Origin of the sequence: Nocardioides sp. GXQ0305 (assembly GCF_050880345.1) — a bacterium.
Lineage (GTDB): Bacteria > Actinomycetota > Actinomycetes > Propionibacteriales > Nocardioidaceae > Nocardioides.
In genome coordinates this window covers 784,641-805,581 of the sequence record NZ_JBNYXG010000001.1, presented here as the reverse complement: position 1 = coordinate 805,581, position 20,941 = coordinate 784,641, and the positions used below count along the sequence as shown (strand labels likewise).

Annotated in this window: 17 protein-coding genes; 3 read left to right on the top strand and 14 right to left on the bottom strand. The window is 73.4% G+C overall.

All coding sequences use genetic code 11. From position 1 onward, the window contains the following. Positions 1-30 precede the first annotated feature (30 nt). Positions 31-645, top strand: coding sequence for a hypothetical protein (locus ACQ1X7_RS03850; RefSeq protein WP_432476830.1), 615 nt, complete (start codon positions 31-33; stop codon positions 643-645). On the opposite strand, the gene ACQ1X7_RS03845 is transcribed toward ACQ1X7_RS03850, so the two are convergent. The 10 genes from ACQ1X7_RS03845 to ACQ1X7_RS03800 form a co-directional block, all read right to left on the bottom strand. Continuing rightward, entirely contained in the window at positions 573-1,913 is a 1,341-nt protein-coding gene (locus ACQ1X7_RS03845; protein WP_432476829.1) for a guanine deaminase, read from the bottom strand. The two genes, ACQ1X7_RS03850 and ACQ1X7_RS03845, sit on opposite strands and share 73 nt — an antisense overlap. Further along, the gene (gene xdhC, locus ACQ1X7_RS03840; protein WP_432476828.1) at positions 1,910-2,728 is read right to left on the bottom strand and encodes a xanthine dehydrogenase accessory protein XdhC; all 819 of its coding nucleotides are present in this window, start codon (positions 2,726-2,728) and stop codon (positions 1,910-1,912) included. The genes ACQ1X7_RS03845 and xdhC overlap by 4 nt, the downstream gene beginning before the upstream one ends. Before the next feature lies 1 nt (position 2,729). Then, positions 2,730-5,153, bottom strand: a complete 2,424-nt coding sequence (gene xdhB / locus ACQ1X7_RS03835) for a xanthine dehydrogenase molybdopterin binding subunit (protein ID WP_432476827.1) — start codon at positions 5,151-5,153, stop codon at positions 2,730-2,732. A gap of 259 nt (positions 5,154-5,412) precedes the next feature. Next, positions 5,413-6,852 (bottom strand): xanthine dehydrogenase small subunit, encoded by a 1,440-nt coding sequence (locus tag ACQ1X7_RS03830; RefSeq protein WP_432476826.1) that lies wholly within the window; start codon positions 6,850-6,852, stop codon positions 5,413-5,415. Between the two features lie 98 nt (positions 6,853-6,950). Next, positions 6,951-7,781 (bottom strand): bifunctional allantoicase/(S)-ureidoglycine aminohydrolase, encoded by an 831-nt coding sequence (locus ACQ1X7_RS03825; RefSeq protein ID WP_432476825.1) that lies wholly within the window; start codon positions 7,779-7,781, stop codon positions 6,951-6,953. Beyond that, complete coding sequence (gene allB / locus ACQ1X7_RS03820) at positions 7,778-9,115, bottom strand: allantoinase AllB (RefSeq protein WP_432476824.1); 1,338 nt, start codon at positions 9,113-9,115, stop codon at positions 7,778-7,780. Before allB ends, ACQ1X7_RS03825 begins: the two co-directional genes overlap by 4 nt. Beyond that, positions 9,105-9,401 carry a hydroxyisourate hydrolase gene (gene uraH, locus ACQ1X7_RS03815; protein ID WP_432476823.1) on the bottom strand — a complete coding sequence of 99 codons (297 nt, stop codon included), beginning with the start codon at positions 9,399-9,401 and terminating at the stop codon, positions 9,105-9,107. Before uraH ends, allB begins: the two co-directional genes overlap by 11 nt. Continuing rightward, a complete protein-coding gene (gene uraD, locus ACQ1X7_RS03810; protein WP_432476822.1) occupies positions 9,401-9,904 on the bottom strand; it encodes a 2-oxo-4-hydroxy-4-carboxy-5-ureidoimidazoline decarboxylase in 504 nt (167 codons plus the stop codon). Before uraD ends, uraH begins: the two co-directional genes overlap by 1 nt. Continuing rightward, positions 9,901-10,779 carry a factor-independent urate hydroxylase gene (pucL, locus tag ACQ1X7_RS03805; protein WP_432476821.1) on the bottom strand — a complete coding sequence of 293 codons (879 nt, stop codon included), beginning with the start codon at positions 10,777-10,779 and terminating at the stop codon, positions 9,901-9,903. Before pucL ends, uraD begins: the two co-directional genes overlap by 4 nt. 2 nt (positions 10,780-10,781) lie before the next feature. Continuing rightward, entirely contained in the window at positions 10,782-11,993 is a 1,212-nt protein-coding gene (locus ACQ1X7_RS03800) for a DUF6986 family protein (RefSeq protein ID WP_432476820.1), read from the bottom strand. A gap of 99 nt (positions 11,994-12,092) precedes the next feature. Between ACQ1X7_RS03800 and ACQ1X7_RS03795 the strand changes: the two genes are divergently transcribed. Continuing rightward, entirely contained in the window at positions 12,093-13,157 is a 1,065-nt protein-coding gene (locus ACQ1X7_RS03795) for a tartrate dehydrogenase (protein ID WP_432476819.1), read from the top strand. Here the strand turns inward: ACQ1X7_RS03795 and ACQ1X7_RS03790 are convergent. Next, positions 13,120-14,439 (bottom strand): FAD-dependent oxidoreductase, encoded by a 1,320-nt coding sequence (locus ACQ1X7_RS03790; RefSeq protein ID WP_432476818.1) that lies wholly within the window; start codon positions 14,437-14,439, stop codon positions 13,120-13,122. The genes ACQ1X7_RS03795 and ACQ1X7_RS03790 overlap by 38 nt on opposite strands. Before the next feature lie 84 nt (positions 14,440-14,523). On the opposite strand from ACQ1X7_RS03790, the gene ACQ1X7_RS03785 reads away from it, so the two are divergent. Further along, a complete protein-coding gene (locus ACQ1X7_RS03785) occupies positions 14,524-15,375 on the top strand; it encodes a helix-turn-helix domain-containing GNAT family N-acetyltransferase (protein WP_432476817.1) in 852 nt (283 codons plus the stop codon). A gap of 4 nt (positions 15,376-15,379) precedes the next feature. On the opposite strand, the gene guaA is transcribed toward ACQ1X7_RS03785, so the two are convergent. The 3 genes from guaA to ACQ1X7_RS03770 form a co-directional block, all read right to left on the bottom strand. Beyond that, on the bottom strand, positions 15,380-16,963 hold the full coding sequence (guaA, locus tag ACQ1X7_RS03780) for a glutamine-hydrolyzing GMP synthase (protein WP_432476816.1): 1,584 nt from the start codon (positions 16,961-16,963) through the stop codon (positions 15,380-15,382). 608 nt (positions 16,964-17,571) lie between these two features. After that, positions 17,572-19,278, bottom strand: a complete 1,707-nt coding sequence (locus tag ACQ1X7_RS03775; RefSeq protein WP_432476815.1) for a GMC oxidoreductase — start codon at positions 19,276-19,278, stop codon at positions 17,572-17,574. Continuing rightward, entirely contained in the window at positions 19,275-20,891 is a 1,617-nt protein-coding gene (locus tag ACQ1X7_RS03770; RefSeq protein WP_432476814.1) for a succinic semialdehyde dehydrogenase, read from the bottom strand. The genes ACQ1X7_RS03775 and ACQ1X7_RS03770 overlap by 4 nt, the downstream gene beginning before the upstream one ends. Positions 20,892-20,941 lie beyond the last annotated feature (50 nt).

The following is a 20,941-nucleotide window of genomic DNA, read 5'->3' as shown; positions in this document are numbered from 1 at the left end:
CGGGAGCGACATCCACCTAGCGTCCCGACCATGCTCCTCACGCAGCGGCAAGCGGCAGCCCTGATCGGCGAGCGCACCGGGATCACGCGCCGTGCCGCAACCGGCCTGCTCAACGCCGGGCTCGCGGGCACGCCCCGGCGGACCTCGGCCTCGCTCCTCTACGATCGCACGCGGGTCGTGGAGCTCACCGACCGCAGACTCGTCGGGCCGCGGACGTCCCTGCCCCCGGAGTGCGCCGGCGGGGTGCTGCTGGCCCGCACCACCGCCGTGACGGAACCGATCCGGGCGATCAGCGGGCCGGGAAGGATGTCGCTCATCACCCAGGCCCTCACCCGGCTGCTGCCGCCCACCGGACAGGGGTGGTACCCACTCGTGGTCCTGATGAACCACTTCGTGGTGGCGGGCGCCGAGCTGCTCGACGTGCTCCCGGTGCCCGACGACCATCCCGAGGTCGAGCGCGCGCGGGCGTGGCCGGGGCGACCGCGGCTGTGGACCCTGCACACGCGGCCTCCGGGAGCCTGGTTCACGAGCGCCTTCGCCGGGCGCGTCCTGCCCGCAGGCGCCGGCAACCGCTACCTGCTCTGGGGGCTGCCGGACCCCCCGGGGAGCACTCCGCGTACGAACCCGCCCGACGCGATCTGCTGACCGCCGACCCACACGTCGGCCACGTCGGCGTCGGAGGCCAGCGCGAAGATCTTGCCGAGGGCTTCCTCCGCGGAGTCGGTGTGGCGCAACCCGATGTCGAGCTCGGTGCCGCGCACCGGGCGCAGGCAGACGGCGTCGAACTCCTTGCCGACCGACAGGTCGCCGACCCGGTCGGCGAGCCCCAGGGCGCGGGCGCCGGCGGCGGTGGCGAGGTGGAGCAGGTGGGCCGGGGTGAGCGGCAGCCCGTCCGGGCCCAGGAGGCGTTGCATGAAGTAGGCCTGCAGCCCCTCCTTGAACAGGGAGAAGCCGGTCCCGGCGCCCACGTCGGAGCCGAGCGCGACGCCGACGCCGTGGTCGACGTGCCGGGTCAGCGGGAACAGCCCGCTGCCGAGGGCGGAGTTGCTGGAGGGGCAGTGGGCCACCGAGGTCCGGCGTCCCGCCAGCAGGTCGAGCTCGACGTCCGAGGCGTGCACGTTGTGGGCCAGCACCGACCGCTCGCCGAGCAGCCCGGGGTCGTCGTACGTCGCGGTGTAGTGGTCGGCGCCCCCGAACAGACGGCCCACCTCGGCGACCTCGGCGAGGTTCTCGTTGACGTGGGAGGTGAACCACGCCCCGTCGACGTCGGCGACCGCGGCCGCGCACGCCTCGAGCATCGGCTCGCTCGCCGACAGCGAGAAGCGCGGAGTCACGACGTAGCGGGCCCGGCCGTTGCCGTGCCAGCGGCAGGCCAGCGCCAGGGACTCCTCGTGCGCGCGCTCGGGCGTGGTGAGCAACGGCTCGGGCAGGCCGCGGTCGCTCACGACGAGGCCGCTGGTGACGCGCAGGCCGTGCCGTTCGGCGACCGTGAACAGGGCGTCGACCGCCCCGGCGAAGTGGGAGCCGAAGACCAGGGCGGTGGTGGTGCCGGCCGCGACCAGGCTCTGGCAGAACTCCTCGGCGACCACCTGTGCGTAGCCGGTGTCGGCCAGCCGCTGCTCCTCGGGCAGCGCGCACCGGTCGAGCCACTCCAGCAGAGGCATGCCGAGGGCGCCGATCACGCGGACCTGCGGGTAGTGCACGTGCGTGTCGACCAGTCCCGGGAGCAGCCAGCCGTCGCGGAGGTCGACGACGAGGTCGTCCGGTCGCCCCCGGCGTACGTCGGACAGCGCGCCGCGGGCCGCGATGACGCCGTCCACCACCGCGAGCGCGCAGTCGTCGGAGCTGCGCAGGACGCCGCCGCTGAACGGGTCGTCGGGGACGTCGAGGACCCGGGTCCGGTAGATCGTCACCGGGACGCCTGCCGACGGCCGGCGTCGGCGAAGGACGCGACCAGGGAGGCGGCCACCGAGACCGCGATCGCGGCCGGCTGCTTCCCACCCACGTCCGGCGAGCCGATGGGCGAGGTGATCCGGTCGACCTCCGACTCGGGGTGGCCCTCCACGAGCAGGCCCCGACGGAAGCGGGTCCACTTCGCGGCCGACCCGATCAGCCCGATCGTGCCGAGGTGGGAACAGCGGAGAGCGGCGTCGCACAGCGCGAAGTCCTCGGCGTGGTCGTGGGTCAGCACCAGCACGTGGGTCCCCGGGGGGACGGTGCCGAGCACCAGCTCGGGCACCGGCGCGTGGTGGACGTGGACGGTGGCCAGCGCGTCGCCGAGGCAGGCCAGGCGGTCGTCGGAGAGCTGGTCGGCCCGCGAGTCGACCAGGTGCAGCTCGACGTCGTGCCGCGCCAGGATCCGGGCCAGCTCGAGGCCGACGTGCCCGACGCCGAACACCGCGACCGCGGGCACCACCGGTAGCGGCTCCAGGAGCACGGTCACCTCGCCGCCGCAGCACTGTCGCCCGTGGTCGGTGCGGGCCTTGTCGGACAACGCCACCGTCATCATCTCCGGCTCGGTGGACGCGGTCTCGAGCAACGCCCGGGCCCGGCTGACGGCGGTCTCCTCGAGGTTGCCGCCGCCGACGCTGCCCCAGGTGTCGCCGGCGGAGACGACCATCTTCGCGCCGGCCTCGCGCGGCGCGTGACCGCGCACGTCGACGAGCGTCACCAGCACCCCGGCGACCCGGTCGCGTCGCAGCCGACGGACGGCCTCGGTCCAGTGCACGTCAGTCGCCCTCCCTGCTCTGCTGACCGGCGGGGACGACGCCGGCGTGCTCGGAGCGGGGCCGCAGCAGCGGCCGGTCGGCGTCGGGCTGCTCGGGCTCGACCCCCGGCGCGCCCGCGACCGGCTGCTGCCCGCCGGCCCGGGCCTGCTCGAGCGCCCACCACACCGCCTCGGGCGTCGCGGGCGAGGCCAGCTCGACGCTCACCGGAGGTTGAGGTGCGAGCGGAGCGAGCCTCGAAACCCCGGGAGCGAAGGCGGTCACCGCCTGCCGCAACGCCTCGCGCACCGAGAACGCCAGCATCAGCGGCGGCTCGCCCACGGCCTTGGACCCGTAGACGACGCCGTCCTCGTGGGCGTCCTCCAGCACCGAGACGTTGAACACGGCGGGCATCTCCGAGAACGCCGGCAGCTTGTACGTCGACGCGGCCTGGGTCGTCAGCCGGCCGCGGCCCGCGCCGTCGGACTCGTCCCAGCGCAGGTCCTCCAGGGTCAGCCAGCCGGCCCCCTGCACGAAGCCGCCCTCGATCTGACCGAGGTCGACCAGCGGGGACAGCGAGTCGCCGACGTCGTGGACGATGTCGACCCGCCGCGTCGTGTAGCCCCCGGTGAAGCCCTCGACCTCGACCTCGGCGGCGGCGACGCCGTACGCGAAGTACTTGAAGGGGTGCCCGCGCATCACCGTGGAGTCCCAGTGAAGCCCCTCGGTGCGGTAGAACCCTGCCGCCCACAGCTGCACACGCGCGAAGTACGCCTCGCGCACCAGCTCCTCCCACCCGAGGTCGCGACCCGCGCGCACCTGCTCCAGCCGCTCCAGGATCTGGTCGCAGGCGTCCTTGACCGCGCCGCCGTTGAGGTCGGCGCCCGAGCTGGCCGCGGTGGCCGAGGTGTTGGGCACCTTGTCGGTGCGCGTCGGCGCCAGCCGGACCCGCTCCAGCGGCACCCCGAGCGCGGTCGCCGCGACCTGGATCATCTTGGTGTGCAGGCCCTGCCCCATCTCGGTGCCGCCGTGGTTGACCAGCACCGAGCCGTCCTTGTAGACGTGGACGAGCGCGCCGGCCTGGTTGAAGGCCGTGAAGTTGAACGAGATCCCGAACTTCACCGGCGTGACCGCCAGGCCCCGCTTGGTGTGCGGGTGCTCGGCGTTGAAGGCCGCGACCTCCTGCTGCCGTCGCGCCACCTCCGCCGACGCATGGAGCTGGTCCCAGGCGTTCACCAGCCGATGGGCGTGCCGCACCGGCATGCCGTACGGCGTGTCCTGCCCGTCGACGTAGAAGTTGCGTCGCCGCAGCTCGCCGGGGTCGAGGCCCAGCAGCGGCGCGCAGCGGCCGAGGACGTCCTCGATCACCAACATCCCCTGCGGCCCGCCGAACCCGCGGAACGCGGTCTGCGAGGTCTTGTGGGTGCGCGCGACCCGGCCGTGCACCCGCACGTGGGGGATCCAGTAGGCGTTGTCGACGTGGCACAGCGCCCGGGCCAGCACCGGCTCGGACAGGTCCAGGCTCCAGCCGCCGTCGGAGGTCAGCGTCGCGTCGAGCGCCTGCAACCGGCCCTCGGCGTCGAAGCCGACCCGCCACTCGGCGTGGAAGCCGTGACGCTTGCCGGTCATCGTCATGTCCTGCTGGCGGGACAGCCGTAGCCGCACCGGCCGGCCGGTGAGGGTGGAGCCGAGCGCGGCCACCGCGGCGAACCCGTGGGGCTGCATCTCCTTGCCGCCGAACCCGCCCCCCATCCGCAGGCACTGCACCGTCACGGCATGGCTCGGCACGCCGAGCACGTGGGCGACGATCTCCTGGGTCTCGGTGGGGTGCTGGGTGCTCGACTGCACGAACACCTGCCCGGCCTCGTCGACCTGGGCCAGCGAGCAGTGGGTCTCGAGGTAGAAGTGCTCCTGCCCCGCCATCTCGGTCACGCCGCTGAACACGTGGGCCGACCCGGAGATGCCTCCCTCGACGTCCCCACGCTCGACGGTCGGCTGCCCGCCCTGGAACGAGTGGGCGGCGATCGCCTCGCGCAGCCCGACCAGCGACGGCAGTGGTTCGTAGTCGACCTCGACGGCCGCGGCGCCCAGCCGGGCCGCCTCGGCGGTCTCGCCGAGCACCCAGCACACGGCGTGGCCGACGAACATCACCTCGTCGGGGAACAGGGGCTCGTCGTTCTTGACGCCGGCGTCGTTGACGCCCGGGACGTCGGCGGCGGTGAGCACCCGGACGACCCCGGCGACGCCGTACGCCGGCCCGACCCGGAGGTCGGTGACGTGCGCGTGCGCGTGCGGCGAGCAGACCGGGTGGGCGTGCAGCACCCGAGGGGTCCGCTGCACCAGGTCGTCGGTGTAGAGGGCGTGCCCGGTCACGTGGAGCGCGGCGCTCTCGTGGGGCAGCTGCTCGCCGACCACCGCCCGCTCCGGTCGCTCCGACAGCCGGCTCATGACCGCACCCCGTCCCCGGTGGGCGAGGAAGGCGCGCTGCCGCCTGGCTCGAAACCACCCTCGGAGGTTGAGGTGCGAGGCGCCCCAGCGCCGAGCCTCGAAACCACCCTCGGAGGTTGAGGTGCGAGGCGCCCCAGCGCCGAGCCTCGAAACCCGGGACCGGGCGCAGGGCGGAGACCAGTCTGCGCAGGCGCGGGGGTTTCGAGGCTCAGGCCCTGACGGCCTTCGCACCTCGACCTCCACTGCGGCGTCACGCCCATCACGACGACACCTCCGCCCACAGTCTGGGCAGCGCATTCGCCAGCATCGCGGTCCGGTAGGCGGCGCTGGCCCGCATGTCGTCGATCGGGGTGCCCTCGAACCGCAGCACCTCGGCGGCGGCAGCGACGGTCTCCTCGGTCCAGGGCCTGCCCTCGAGGGCCGCCTCGGTGGACAGGGCCCGCACCGGGGTGGCAGCGACGCCGCCCAGTCCGATCCGGGCCTTGACGACCTCGCCGTGGGCGACGTCGAGCGCGAACCCGATCGCGACGCTGGAGATGTCGTCCCACCGCCGCTTGGCGATCTTGTGGAAGCCGACGACCGGGCTGGCCGGGAGCGGGACCCGGACCGCGCGGATCAGCTCGTCCGGCTCGCGGACCGTGTGCCGGTAGCCGGTGAAGAAGTCGGCGAGCGGCACCTCCCGCTCGCCCCGGCCGGAGGCCAGCAGCACGTCGGCCTCGAGGGCGAGCAGGGCCGGCGCGGTGTCGCCGATCGGCGAGGCGGTCGCCAGGTTGCCGCCGAGGGTGGCGCCGTTGCGGATCAGCCGCGACGCGAACTGCGGCCAGACCAGGTCGAGCAGCGGCAGCCGTCCCGCGAGCAGCCGCTCCAGCTCGGTCAGGGTGAGCGCCGCGCCCAGGGTGACCGCGTCGTCGGTGACCTCGAAGCCGCGCAGCTCCGGCACCCGGTCGACGGCGACGAGCGACAGGGCCCGGCGGCCGCGCAGGTTGACCTCGACGCCCCAGTCGGTGCTCCCGGCGACCACCACCGAGCCGGGTCGCTCGTCGAGGAGGGCCAGCGCCTCGGCGAGGTCGGCCGGCCGGGCGAAGTCGCCGTCGCCCGCCGCGAACCGGGTCGCCACCGTCTCGGGCGCGGGCTCCGCCAGTCGTGCCGCCCACCGGTCGGTGGGATCGGGCTCGCCCAGGGCCCACGCGGCGTCGCGGATCGGCCGGTAGCCGGTGCAGCGGCAGAGGTTTCCGCCGAGCGCGTGCAGGTCGAAGCCGTTGGGCCCGTGGTCGGCCTGGTGGTCGCCCTGCTCGCGGTGCTCGCCGGCCGTCCGGTCGCGGCGGTAGTACTCCGCGGCCATGCTGCACACGAAGCCGGGCGTGCAGTAGCCGCACTGCGACCCGCCCCGCTGGGCCATCTCCCGTTGCACGGGGTGGAGGTCGTCGGGGCCGCCGAGTCCCTCGGACGTCACGACCTCCTGTCCGTCGTACGCCGCCGCAGGGACCAGGCAGGCGTTGAGCGCCGTCCACTGGGTTCCGCCGTCGCTGTCCGGTCTCGCGACCATCACCGAGCAGGCGCCGCACTCGCCCTCGGCGCAGCCCTCCTTGGCGCCGGTCGGGCCGGCGTCGCGCAGGAAGTCGAGCAGCGTGGTGTGGACCCGCGCACCGGTGAGCGGCCGCTCGGTGCCGTTGACGGTGATCGTCGGCGGTCGACTCATCGGTTCCCCTCCACGCGCGCACGTCGGCTCCGGCGCATGGTTCCTTCACTCCACGGGTGTCGGTTATCCATGCCGAACGACGGCCCGCACCCCTGAGTCTACGTGAGCGGCGTCACAGGAGGCACCAACCGGGCGTGCCGGTGGACGTCCTTGTAGAGCAGGTAGCGGAACCGGCCGGGGCCGCCGGCGTAGCAGGCCTGCGGGCAGAAGGCACGCAGCCACATGAAGTCGCCGGCCTGCACCTCCACCCAGTCGCGGTTGAGCAGGTAGACGGCCTTGCCCTCGAGTACGTAGAGCCCGTGCTCCATCACGTGGGTCTCCGGGAACGGGATCGCCCCGCCGGGCTCGAAGGACACGATGTTGACGTGCAGGTCGTGGCGCAGGTCGTCGGGGTCGACGAACCGCTGGGTGGCCCAGGCGTCGGTACCGGGCATCGGCACGGGCGGCACGTCGTCCTCGTGGGTGACGAAGGCCTCGGGGGTGTCGATCCCCTCGACGGGCTCGTAGGCCTTGCGGATCCAGTGGAAGGAGGCCGTGGCGTCGCTGCCGTTGCGCAGCCGCCAGGTGGCGCCGGCCGGGAGGTAGGCGTAGCTGCCGGGTCGCAGGGCGTGGTCGGCGTCGTCGATCGTCAGCGTCGGGGTCCCGTCGACGACGAACAGCACCGCCTCGGCCCGCGGGTCGTCGTCGGGTCGGCCGCTGCCCCCGCCGGGTCCGACCTCGACGACGTACTGGCTGAAGGTCTCGGCGAAGCCGGAGAGCGGCCGGGCCAGCACCCAGGCGCGGGTGTCGTCCCAGTGCGGCAGCCGGCTGGCGGTGATGTCGCGCATCGTGCCGCGCGGGATGACGGCGTAGGCCTCGGTGAACACCGCCCGGTCGGTGGTGAGCTCGTCCTGTCCGGGCAGTCCGCCGCGGGGCACGTGGTAGTTCATGCTTCTCCTCTGCTGAGCAGCCGACCGGCTGGCGCGACGCCGTCGACGCGGACCCCGCGCAGCCAGGTCTGGCGCACCGTGCCGGTGAGCGTACGCCCGGCGTACGCCGTGACCGGGTTGCGGTGGTGGAGGGCGGCAGGGTCGACGGTGAACATCTCGTCCGGTGCGAGGACGCACAGGTCGGCGTCGTGCCCGACCGCCAGCCGGCCCTTGCGCGCCAGCCCGACCAGGTCAGCCGGGGCCTCGCCCATCCACCGCACCACGTCGGCGAGCCCGAAGCCGCGGCGGCGGGCCTCGGTCCACACGGCCGGGAGCCCCAGCTGCACCGACGCGATGCCGCCCCAGGCGTCGCCGAAGTCCCCGGTGTCGAACCGCTTGAGCTCGGGGGTGCAGGGCGAGTGGTCAGAGACGACGAGGTCGAGGGTGCCGTCACCGAGCGCCTCCCAGAGCCGGTCCCGGTTGCGGGCGTCGCGGATCGGCGGGCAGCACTTGAACTCGGTGTGCCCGTCGGCCACGTCGTCCGCGACCAGGGTGAGGTAGTGGGGGCAGGTCTCGACGGTGAGCCGGGCGCCGCGCCGGCGCGCGGCCCGGATCGTCGGCAGCGCGTCGGCCGCGGACAGGTGGACCACGTGCACGCGGGCACCGGTCGCCTCGGCGGCGGCGACCAGCCGCTCGATCGCGACCACCTCGGCGCGCGGCGGCCTGGTGCCGACGAAGTCGGCGTACGCCCGGCTGTGCCACGGCGCCGCGTCGACCTCCGTCTCGTCCTCGGCGTGCGCGATCAGGAGCGCGTCGAGCCGTGCCAGCTCGGTCATCGCCTCGCGGAGACCGGCGTCGTCGAGGTGGGCGAACTCCTCGACGCCCGACGGCAGCAGGAAGCACTTGAAGCCCATCACCCCGGCCTCGTGCAGCGGGGCCAGGTCGGTGAGGTTGCCGGGCACCGCGCCGCCCCAGAAGGCGACGTCGACGTGCACCCGGCCAGCGGCAGCAGCACGCTTGGTGCGCAGGCCGTCCGGGGTGGTCGTCGGCGGGATCGAGTTCAGGGGCATGTCGACGACGGTGGTCACCCCGCCGGCGGCCGCGGCACGGGTGGCGGAGTCGAAGCCCTCCCACTCGGTGCGCCCGGGCTCGTTGACGTGGACGTGGGTGTCGACCAGGCCGGGCAGCAGCACCTCGTCGTCGGCCAGCTCGAGGTCGGGCTCGCGACCCGGGGGGAGGACGGCGTCCAGGGTGGCGATCCGGCCGGCGCGGAGGCCGAGCGTGACCGGCCGCTCGACGCCGCCGACGACGGCGCGGACCGCGCGGACGACGGCGTCGTACGGCTCAGGAGCCACGGTAGGTGGAGTAGCCGTACGGGCTGAGCAGCAGCGGGACGTGGTGGTGCTCGTCGGCCGAGATGGTGAAGGCCACGACGACCTCCGGGTAGAACGCGCCGTCGACGACGAACCGCAGCCGGTAGCTGCCGGTCGCCAGCTCGCCGCCCAGCGAGCCCACCCGGCCGTCGGCGTCGGTCACGGCCTCGGCGAGGGTGGCGCCGTCGGCGTCGGACAGGGTCACCGGGACGCCCTGCGCGGGACGGCCGGCGGCGGTGTCGAGGACGTGGGTGCTCAGCGTGGCCATCAGGTCACCAGCCCCTCCAGCCGCAGCAACGCGATCTCGCGCAGCTGGGTGACGGACTCCTCACGCTCGGTCGCGTCGTCGTTGCCGAGGCGGCGGGTGAGCTCGGCGAGGATCTCGTCGGCATCCCGGCCGGCGGCCCGGATCAGGAACACCCGGTCGAAGCGCTCCTCGTAGGCGCGGTTGCCCTCGGCGAGCCGCGCGGTCACGTCGGCGTCGTCGTGGTCGACCCCCGCCTGCTCGCGGGCGGAGTGGGCGGCGTCGTGACGCGCACCGGCGCGCTCGCCGATCCGCGGGTGACGGGCGAGGGCGGACTCCAGCTCGTCGTCGGAGAGGGAGCCCGCGGCCGTCGCCGCGACCGAGGTCAGCGCCCCCAGGTCGGCGTACGGCCGGCCGACGAGGACCGCGTCGACCCAGCGCTCCACGTCGAGGCACGCCGCCAGCCGTTCGCGGGCCGCCTCCTCCGGCAGTGCGTTGAGCTCGTCGAGGGTGATCGGGTCGCTCATCCGTCGTCCCGCGTGATCGTGGCCTCGATCAGCCCGTAGGGGCGGTCGGAGGCGACGAAGACCTCGCCGTCGTTGGCGACGCCGAAGGGCGAGAGGTCGACGAGGAAGTGGTGCTTGTTGGGGGCGGCGAAGGAGATCTCGGCGATGCCGGGCCGCCGCTCCAGCACGGCACGCCCCATCACCCACAGGGTCTCCTGCAGCGCCCGGCTGTACGTGGTCGCGAACTGCTCGAGCAGCGTCGAGCGGATCTCGCCGTACGCCGCGTTCCAGTCGACGTCGTGGATCTGGTCGTGACGCTCGAGCGCCCAGCGCCACGACGCGGTCAGCGACGTGGCGAGCACCCGGTCGTCGGCCTCGGGGAGCGTCGTGTAGGCGTCCTTCAGGAAGCCCTTGAACTCCGAGCCGGTCGACTTCAGCACCACCAGGTCGGTCAGGCCGGAGCAGACCGTCATCGCGTCAGCGGTGACGTCGACCTCGGCCGTCCGGACCTCGCCGCCGCGCCGTACGAAGGCGTGGTCGTGGCCCTCCCAGGTGTCGCCGCCCACGAAGATCCGGTCCCAGGTGTACTCCTCGACGGTGACGTGGGCGCCGGTGGCGGCCGGGGTCGCCTCGAGCAGCCGGAGGCCGAGCGCGAGGGCGTAGTCCTCGATCGAGGCGACACCGTGCTCCTTGGCGAAGGCGAACGCGGTGTTCTTCTGGGTGTCCGTCGGGAGCACCGCCGACTGGTCGCCGTCGACGTGGGCGGCCTCGAAGTCGCCGCGCAGCGAGGTCGACACGTTGAGGTCGTGGATCTCGTGCCGCTCGGTGTCGCGGACGATCCGGACGACGCGGCTCTCCGCCTTGCCGTAGCGGTTGGCTCCGAGCCGGATGCCCACCCTCAGTCCCCCGCTCGGGGTCGGCGGGCCATCATCAGCAGCGTCTCGGTCTCCAGCCCCGTCGCGGCCACGACCTCTGCCTCCTCGAGCGCGCCGCAGTCGAGACCGCGGACCACGAAGTCGGAGAGAGCCCGGGCCGTCGCCGGCTCGTCGAGGATCGAGGAGTCCTCACGGCCCACGTAGCCGCGCAGCCGTTCGGCCGCCGCCGGGAACCCGTCGCGGAAGAACCCGTAGGTCGCGGCGTAGCGCGTGGGCAGCTGCGCGGGGTGGAGGTCCCAGCCCTGGTAGAAGCCGCGCGCGAGGGAGTAGCGCACCAGCCGCAGGTGCTCCTGCCAGGCCGGGACCAGCTGGTCACCGACCGGCAGCAGGTTCGTCGAGCCGTCGGAGAGGCGTACGCCGGTGCCTGCCGCGGCGACCTGCATCACGGTCTTGGCGTGCTCGGCGACCGGGTGGTCGAGCGCCTGCTGGCCGGCGGCGATACCGCAGGCGGCGCTGTAGTCGTAGGTCCCGTAGTGGAAGGCGGTGAGCCGGCCCTCGCCGGCGCGGATCATCCGGGACAGGAGCACCTGGCCCTTGGGGCCGAGCACGGACTGCGGGGTCTCGACCTGGACCTCGAACCGGAGGTGGCCGCCGAGGTGCTTGTCGACGTGCTCGCACGCGTGCACCATCGCCTCGACCTGCTCGGCGGAGGTGACCTTGGGGAGGGTGACCACGAAGTCGTCGGGCACCCGGCCGAGGGAGTCGAGGAACCCGACCAGGGTCCGCAGGCCGCGCGCCCGGGTGGCCGGCTCGAAGCTGCGGATCCGGATGCCGGTGAACGGAGGTGCGTGACCGTCGTCGAGCGCGGTGGCCAGGGCCGTGCCGGCCGCCTCCGCGGCGGCGTCCTCCTCGGCGTCGGGGCGGTCGCCGTACCCGTCCTCGAAGTCGATGCGCAGGTCCTCGACCGGCTCGGTGTCGAGCTTGGTGAGGAGCCGGGCCATGACGTCCTCGTCGCCGCCGATCACCTCGAGCAGCTCCTCGGCGTGCTCGAGGACGACCTGCTCGGCCTCGCGGCCGACGTCGTGGACCAAGCGCTCGTCGAACCGGTCGGCGGGCTGGTAGTAGGTGTGCACCGGCTGCCGGCTCGGCCGCTCCCCCGGGTAGTGCCGCGTCAGCGCCTCGTCGGCGTCGGCAAGGAGCTGGTCGAGCTCGGCCGCGAGCGCGTCCACATCCATGCCTCGGCACTCTAGTGCGGCGCGCTCGCACGGTGCGTGCGACCTGCCGCGCGCGGACCCGCCTTGGACAGCCCGCGGTCGAGACGTTTGCATGGAGGCATGACGACCCGCCACCGCATCGCCCTCATCCCCGGGGACGGCATCGGCACCGAGGTGCTGCCGCCCGCCTGCGCCGTGCTCGACGCCGTCGGCAAGCTGCACGGCATCGAGCTCAGCTACGACGAGCTCGACTGGTCCTGCCAGCGCTACCTCGCCGAGGGCGCGATGATGCCCGAGGACGGGATCGACCGCCTCCGCGACCACGACGCCGTCCTGCTGGGCGCCGTCGGCTGGCCCGGCGTCCCCGACCACGTGTCGCTGTGGGGGCTGCTGATCCCCATCCGCCGGCAGTTCCGGCAGTACGTCAACCTGCGGCCGATCAAGGTGCTGGAGGGGGTGCCGAGCCCGCTGGTGCGCGGCACGGCGGACGTCGACTTCGTGGTCGTCCGGGAGAACGTCGAGGGTGAGTACTCCGAGATCGGCGGCCGGCTCCACCGCGGCTTCCCGGAGGAGATGGCGGTCCAGGAGGCGGTGTTCACCCGCGCCGGGACCGAGCGGATCCTCGGCTACGCGTTCGACACCGCCCGGGAGCGCGGCGGCTCGGTCACCTCGGCCACCAAGTCCAACGGGATCATCCACACCATGCCGTTCTGGGACGAGATCGTCGCCGAGACCGGCGAGCGCTACCCCGACGTGTCGTGGCAGCAGGAGCACATCGACGCGCTGGTCGCCAAGGTCGTGCTCGACCCGACCCGCTTCGACGTGATCGTCGGCTCCAACCTGTTCGGCGACATCCTGAGCGACCTCGCGGGAGCGGTGGCGGGCAGCATCGGCATCGCCCCCGCCGCCAACCTCAACCCCGAGCGCGACTTCCCCTCGATGTTCGAGCCGGTGCACGGCTCGGCGCCCGACATCGCCGGGAAGGGCGTCGCCAACCCGCTGGGGGCGATCTGGTCGGCCTCCATGATGCTCGACCACCTCGGCCACCCCGAGGCCGCCGCGGAGGTGTTCGACTCCTTCGCCTCGGTCCTCGCCGCCGACGGGCCGCGTACGCCGGACCTGGGCGGCACGGCTTCCACCGACGAGTTCACCCAGCGGGTGCTGGACGGGATCGGCCCAGGGTGACCAGCCGCGGCGCGGGGGCGTCGAACGCCCCGGCGCCGTGGCACACACCGGTCTCGGGGAGCACCAGCTCGACCTGGTCGGCCGACTCGAGGTCGCCGTCGAGGGCGGCCACGACCGAGCGGACCTGCTCGAAACCGGTCATCGCCAGGAACGACGGCGCCCGGCCGTAGGACTTCATGCCGACGAGGTAGAGGCCGGGCTCGGGCTGGGCGAGCTCGCGGTGCCCGTGGGGCGCCACGTCGCCGCAGCTGTGGTGGTCGGGGTGGATCTGATCGGCCAGCACCCGGGGCGCGCCCAGGGCTGGATCGAGGTCGAGCCGCACCTCGCTCAGGAACCGGAGGTCGGGCCGGAAGCCGGTCACGACGATCACCTCGTCGACGTCGGTGACCTGCTGCCCGTCGACCGAGGTCAGCGTCAGTCGACCGTCCTCCTGGGGCACGACCGCCTCCGTGCGGAACCGGGTCACGGTCGCGACCGCGCCGCCGTCAGCCGCCGACCGGGCAGCCTGGCCGAGTCGGCCCCGCTGCTCGAGCTGGTCGTTGTCGCCGCCGCCGAAGGCGTCGCCGACGACCGGACGGCGCAGCAGCCAGGTGACCCGGGTGCCCGGGTCGGTCTCGGCCAGGCGCGCGAGCCCGACCAGCGCCCCCTGGGCGGAGGCCCCCTTGCCGGCGAGGGCGACGTGCTTGCCGGCGTAACGAGCCGCGACCGTCGGCTCGGCGAGGTCGGGCGTGCCGTAGGTGATCCGGTGGGCGTGGTCGCGCTCGCCGAGCGCGGGGTAGCCGTCGGCGCCGAGCGGGTTGGGTGAGCGCCAGGTACCGGAGGCGTCCACCACGGCGCGGGCGACCAGCCGCTCGGCGCCGTCGGCGGTCTCGACGTGCACGGCGAAGTCGTCGTCCTCCCGGCCCGAGTCGACGAGCAGGTCGCGCCCCGCCCGGCCCACGCCGGTGACCGTGGCGCCGTAGCGCACGCGGCCGCCGGGGCGGGCGTCGAGCAGGTCGGCCAGCGGCTGGAGGTAGCGGTCGCACCACTCGCCACCGGTCGGGTAGGCGTCCTCGTCCGGCGCCCGCCAGGTGCCCGCCGCCTCCAGGAGCCGGCGCGCGACGGGGTCGACCAGCTCGCGCCAGGCGGAGAACAGCGGGACGTGCGCCCACTCCGCGACGGCGGCGCCCGCGTGGGGACCGCTCTCGAGCACGACGAAGTCCAGGCCGCGGTCGGCGGCGTGGGCGGCGGCGGCCAGCCCGATCGGGCCGGCCCCGATGACGGCCACGGGGTGGTGGGTCACGGTCAGCTCCCTCGCATCTTGATCGACGGTTGTCGATGAAGACTGTATCGACGTACATCGATGAACACAAGGTAGACTCCTCGCATGAGCCTGACGACCGACCCCCCGCCGACCACGGGAGCGCTCACCGCCGCCCGGGCCGAGGAGTACGCCGGCTGGTTCGCGACCCTGGCCGACCCGACCCGGGTCCGGCTGCTGCACGTGCTCTCGACGTCCGAGTCCGGTGGGCTGCGGGTCGGCGAGCTGGCCCGGCGGCTCGGGATCAGCCAGTCCACCTGCTCCCACCACGTGGAGCTGCTGCGGAAGGTGGGCTTCGTGGTCGTCGACAAGGTCGGCAACGCGTCCATGGTGTCGGTCAACGCCGCCTGCTGCACCGGCCTGCCCCACGCCGCCGACGTCGTCATGGGCACCCTGGGCGCGCAGCCCTGCTGCCCCACCGACCTCCCCGCCGACGTCCACGTCCGCCCCGTCGAGGACGCCGACATGGAGCGGGTCCTCGCCATCTACGGCGAGGGCCTGGCGACCCGCAACGCGACGTTCGAGACCACCGTCCCGACCGCCGAGCAGATGAGGGCGCGGTGGCTGCCCGGCCTGGCGTGGGTGGCCGAGCTCGACGGTGAGGTCGTCGGCTGGACCGCCGTGACGCCGACGTCGGGCCGGGAGTGCTACGCAGGTGTCGGCGAGACGTCGGTGTACGTCACCGAGGCGGCCCGCGGCCGGGGAGTCGGCACCGCGCTCCTCCACGCCCAGGTCAACGGTGCGGACGCGGCCGGCATGTGGACCCTGCAGACCGCGATCTTCCCCGAGAACCGGGCCAGCCTCGCCCTGCACCGCTCCGCCGGGTACCGGACGCTCGCGGTCCGGACCCGGATCGCCCGGCTCGACGGCGTCTGGCGCGACACGGTGCTGCTCGAGCGCCGCAGCGAGGTCGCCTGAGCCGTCACTCCCACTCGATGGTGCCGGGCGGCTTGCTGGTGATGTCGAGGGCGACCCGGTTGACCTCGGGCACCTCGTTGGTGATCCGGGTGGAGATCGTCTCCAGGACGTCGTAGGGCAACCGCGCCCAGTCGGCGGTCATGGCGTCCTCGGAGGTGACCGGTCGCAGCACGACCGGGTGGCCGTAGGTGCGGCCGTCGCCCTGGACGCCGACCGAGCGGACGTCGGCCAGCAGCACGACCGGGAACTGCCAGATGTCGCGGTCGAGGCCGGCGTTCGTGAGCTCCTCGCGGGCGATCGCGTCGGCGCGGCGGAGCACGTCGAGCCGGTCCCGGGTGACCTCGCCGATGATCCGGATGCCGAGGCCGGGGCCCGGGAACGGGTGCCGCCACACCATCGTCGGCGGCAGGCCGAGCTGCTCGCCGACGGCCCGGACCTCGTCCTTGAACAGCGTCCGCAACGGCTCGACGAGCTCGAACTGCAGGTCGTCGGGCAGCCCGCCCACGTTGTGGTGGGACTTGATGTTGGAGGTGCCGGCACCGCCGCCGGACTCGACGACGTCGGGGTAGAGGGTGCCCTGCACGAGGTACGCCGTCTCCTGGGTGCCGTCCTCGAGGCCCTGGGCGACGGGGGCGAAGACCCGCACCTCGGCGGCCTCGAACGTGCGGATGAACTCCCGCCCGATGATCTTCCGCTTCTCCTCGGGATCGCTCACCCCGTCGAGGGCGTCGAGGAACTGGTCGGCGGCGTCGACGACGTCGAGGTCGCTGAAGACCGCCTCGAAGTCGCGGCGCACCTGGTCGGTCTCGCCCTGCCGCATCATCCCGTGGTCGACGTACACACACGTGAGCCGGTCGCCGATGGCCCGCTGCACGATGGCCGCGGCCACGGCGGAGTCGACGCCGCCGGAGAGCGCACAGATCGCGCGGCCGTCGCCGACCTGCTCGCGGATCCGGTCGACCTGCTCGTCGATGATGTTGAGCATCGTCCAGGTCGGTCGGCAGCCGGCGATCTCGAGCAGGAAGTGCTCGAGGACCCGCTGGCCGTGCTCGGTGTGCATCACCTCGGGGTGCCACTGGACGCCGGCCATCCGCCGGTCGACGTCCTCGAAGGCGGCCACCGGCGTGACCGTCGTGGACGCGAGGACGTCGAACCCGGCGGGCGCCCCGGTCACCGAGTCGCCGTGGGACATCCAGACCGTGTGGGCTCCCGGGAGGCCGTCGAGCAGGGTGCCGCCGCTGGCGACGGCGACCCTGGTCCGGCCGTACTCGCGGGCGCCGGTCGCCGAGACCTGGCCGCCCAGCCCCTGCGCCATCAGCTGGAAGCCGTAGCACATCCCGAACACGGGGACGCCCGCCTCGAAGAGGTGGTCGTCGATGCCGGGCGCGCCGTCGGCGTACACGCTGGACGGGCCGCCCGAGAGGATGATCGCGCTGGGCCGGCGCGCCAGCATCTCGGCGACCGGCAGCGAGTGGGGCACGATCTCGGAGTAGACGTTGGCCTCGCGCACCCGCCGCGCGATCAGCTGGGCGTACTGGGCACCGAAGTCGACCACCAGGACCAGGTCGTGCTCGGGGGCGTCCGACATGACCGCAGCCTATCCGGGGCCGGTGTCCGCCTCGCACCGGAGGTTGAGGGCCGACGCACCGGAGGTTGAGGTGCGAGGCACCGGAGGTTGAGGTGCGACGCACCGGAGGTTGAGGTGCGAGGCGCCGGAGGTTGAGGTGCGACGCGCCGGAGGTTGAGGTGCGAGGCGCTGGAGGTTGAGGTGCGAGGCGCCGGAGGTTGAGGTGCGAGGCGCCGGAGGTTGAGGTGCGAGGCGCCCCGGCGCCGAGCCTCGAAACCCCGGCAGAACTGCGGGGCGGCGACCATGGCCGAGGCCATGCAATGGTGCGGGGATCTCGAGACGGCGTGGGCGGTCCGTCGCTTCGCTCCGACCTGCTCGGCGCCTCCTCAACCTCCTCGCCCGACGGCCCCCGCTCGCTTCGCTCGCGTGGACCTGGGCTCGGAGATGGGTCAGGGCCCGGCCGGGGAGGGAGGGTGGCCGGGCCCTGAGACGTCCACGTCGCCGCAGGGGCAGGACGTGGACCCATCTGACCCGGTTCACGGAGGGAGCATGTGTCGACCGGGCCCTGCTCGGTGCAACGAGTGCTCCGGGGGGTGGTTACGCGAGCGACGGAAGTTTTTTCACGGGACTCACGTGACGCCCACGATGGGCAGCCGGAGGGCGGCCGGCGCGTGCTCCGGGACCGCCGGAGCGCCGGGCGGCACGGGCTGCAGCCGCCGGTACGCCGACCCGAGCGGTGGCCGCGGGTCGGCCTCGCCGCGGTTGGGCCAGAACGCCATCGCTCGCTCCGCCTGGGCGGTGATGGTGAGCGACGGGTTCACCCCGAGGTTCGCCGAGATCGCCGACCCGTCGACGACGTGCAGCCCGGGGTGCCCGAAGACCCGCTGGTAGGGGTCGACCACACCGGTGTCGGGCGAGTCGCCGATGGCGCAGCCGCCGATGAAGTGCGCGGTCAGCGGCCGGTCGAACGGGTCCCCGATCGAGCCGCCGGCGGTGCCGCCCATCGCAGCCGCCATCCGGCGCACCGCCTCGTTGCCGGCGGGGATCCAGGTCGGGTTGGGCCGGCCGTGCCCCTGCCGCGACGTCAGCCGCCAGCCCACCGGCGTACGGGTGAGGTACGTGGTGATCGAGTTGTCGAGCGACTGCATCACCAGCGCGATCACGGTGCGCTCCGACCAGTGCCGGAAGTCGTAGAACGACCGCGCGTTGCTCCGCTGCGCCCACAGCTCGCGCAGCCAGGAGCGCCAGCGGGGCAACGGGCCGTCGCCGTCGGTGAGCACCGTCTGCAGCAGCGCCATGAAGTTGGAGCCACGGCCGTAGCGCACCGGCTCGATGTGGGTGTCGGCGTCGGGGTGGAACGACGAGGTGATGGCGACGCCGGTGCTGTAGTCGACGGTGGTGTCCGGGGCGATCGCCCCGAGGATCGACTCGGAGTTCGTGCGGGTCAGGTGCCCGAGCCGGTCCGACACGTGCGGCAGGTCGCCCTCGAGCCTGAGCCGGTGGAGCAGCTTCTGGGTGCCGAGCGCGGCTGCGGAGAACACCACCTGGTCGGCGGTGAACGTCGTCACGGCCGTCCGCCGCGACAGCTTGGCCTTGGTCCAGCGTGCCTGCACCTCGTAGCCGCCACCCGCCCGCGGCCGCACGCGCGTGGCGGTGGTGAGCGGGTGGACCCGGGCGCCGTTCTGCTCGGCGAGCCACAGGTAGTTCTTGACCAGCGTGTTCTTGGCGTTGTGGCGGCACCCGGTCATGCACTCGCCACAGTTGCGGCACGGGTTGCGGTCGGGTCCGGCGCCACCGAAGTAGGGGTCGGCCACCCGCTCCCCCGGGTCGGCGCCCGCGCCGCCGAAGAAGACCCCGACGGGCGTCGGGTGGAACGTGTCGGCCACGCCCATCTCGCCCGCGACCTTCTCCATCACGTCGTCGGACGGGGTGCGCACGGGGTTCTCGACCACGCCGAGCATCCGTTTCGCCTGGTCGTAGTACGGCGCCAGCTCGGTCTTCCAGTCGGTGATGTGCGCCCACGACGGGTCGCGGTAGAACGCCTCCAGCGGCTCGTAGAGCGTGTTCGCGTAGACGAGCGAGCCACCCCCGACCCCCGCCCCGGCCACGATCATGCAGTCCCGCACCATGTCGATGCGCTGGATGCCGTACATCCCGAGCGCCGGCGCGAACAGGTACTTCTTGTTGTCCCACGACGTCACCGGGAAGTCGCCGTCGTCGAACCGGTCACCGGCCTCGAGGACGCCGACCCGGTAGCCCTTCTCGGTCAGCCGCAGGGCGGTCACCGAGCCGCCGAACCCCGACCCGACGACGAGGACGTCGTAGTGCAGGGTCACGGGCGGCCGAGCTTCCTCATCATCCGCACCTGGGCGTTCATCACCTTCGCGTAGGTCTGGTCGGACATGCCGTACATCGGCGCGAACCGGATCAGCCGCTGGGTGGCGACTGTCTGGGACTCGGTGTAGCGCAGGATCCCCTCGCTGCCCTGCCGGCGTCCCATGCCGGACTGCCGCATCCCACCCATGGGCGAGTCGATGCTGGCGAACGTGGCGCCGAACGCCTCGTTGACGTTGACCGTGCCGCACCGGACGTGGCGGGCGATCTCCCGGGCCCGGGCGCCGTCCTGGCTGTAGATCGCTGCGTTCAGCCCGTAGTCGCCGTCATTGGCCCGGGCCACGGCGTCGGCCTCGTCGTGGAAGCGGTACAGCGCGATCACCGGGCCGAAGGTCTCGTCGCCGAAGCAGGCCATCTGCGGGCTGACGCCCTCCAGGATCGTCGGCTCGTAGAAGTACGGTCCCAGGTCGGGACGCGGCCGGCCGCCGGTCAGCACCCGGGCGCCACGGGCGACGGCGTCCTCGACGTGGGCGGTCACTGTGTCGAGCTGGGCCTGCGAGATGAGCGAGCCCATGTCGGTGCCCCAGTCGAGGGTCGCACCCAGGGTCATCGCCTCGGTGCGGGACACGAACCGCTCGACGAACCGGTCGTAGACCTGGTCGGCCACGAACAGCCGCTCCATCGACACGCACAGCTGCCCGGCGTTGGAGAAGCTGGCCCGGACCGCCCCCTCGGCCGCCCGCTCGACGTCGGCGTCGCGGAGCACCAGCATCGGGTTCTTGCCGCCGAGCTCGAGCGAGCACCCGACCAGCCGCTCCGCGCACTGGGTGGCGATCAGCCGGCCGGTCGCGGTGGACCCGGTGAAGCAGACGTAGTCGGCGCGCTGCACGATCGACGTCCCCACCCGGGAGCCCGGTCCGGCGACCACCTGCCACAGGTCGCGCGGGAACCCCGCCTCCTCGAGCAGCTCGGCTCCCAGCAAGGCGGACAGCATCGTCTGCGCGTCGGGCTTGGTGACCACGGCGTTGCCGGCCAGCAGCGCCGGGAGGCCGTCGCAGAGCGCCATGGTGAACGGGTAGTTCCAGGGCGAGATGATCCCGACCACGCCCTTGGGCACCTGGTTGACCTCGACCCGGGTCAGGCCGGGTACGACGCCGAGGCGGCGGCGGGTGTCGAGGTGGTCGTGCGCCGTGCGGGCGTAGTACCGGGCCGTGAGGGCGATGTGCAGCGGTTCGTCGAAGGCGTGCTTGCGGGCCTTGCCGGACTCCCAGCAGATCAGGTCGATGATCTCGTCCTGCCGGTGGAGCACCAGGTCGTGCAGCCGGAGCAGGATCGCCGCCCGCTCGTCGAGGCTGCGCCGGGTCCACTCCTGCTGCGCGCGTCGTGCCCGGGAGAACGCCTCCCCGACGTCGCCGTCGGTGGACTGCGGCACGTGGGCGAGCGGCTGCCCGCTCAGCGGCGAGGACGTCGCGGCGGTCTCACCGGACGTCGCCACGATCCGGTCGGTGAGGCGGCGCACGTAGCCGGGGTCGAGCCCGTAGCTGGCGGCCGGGTCGTGCTCGGGATCTGCCGGCCCGTCGACGAGCGGCCCGCCTCGGGGGTGCTGGGAGCTCATACCGACCGAGAGTATGTGACCCACCTCTCGCGGGCTACCCCTCGGTAGCC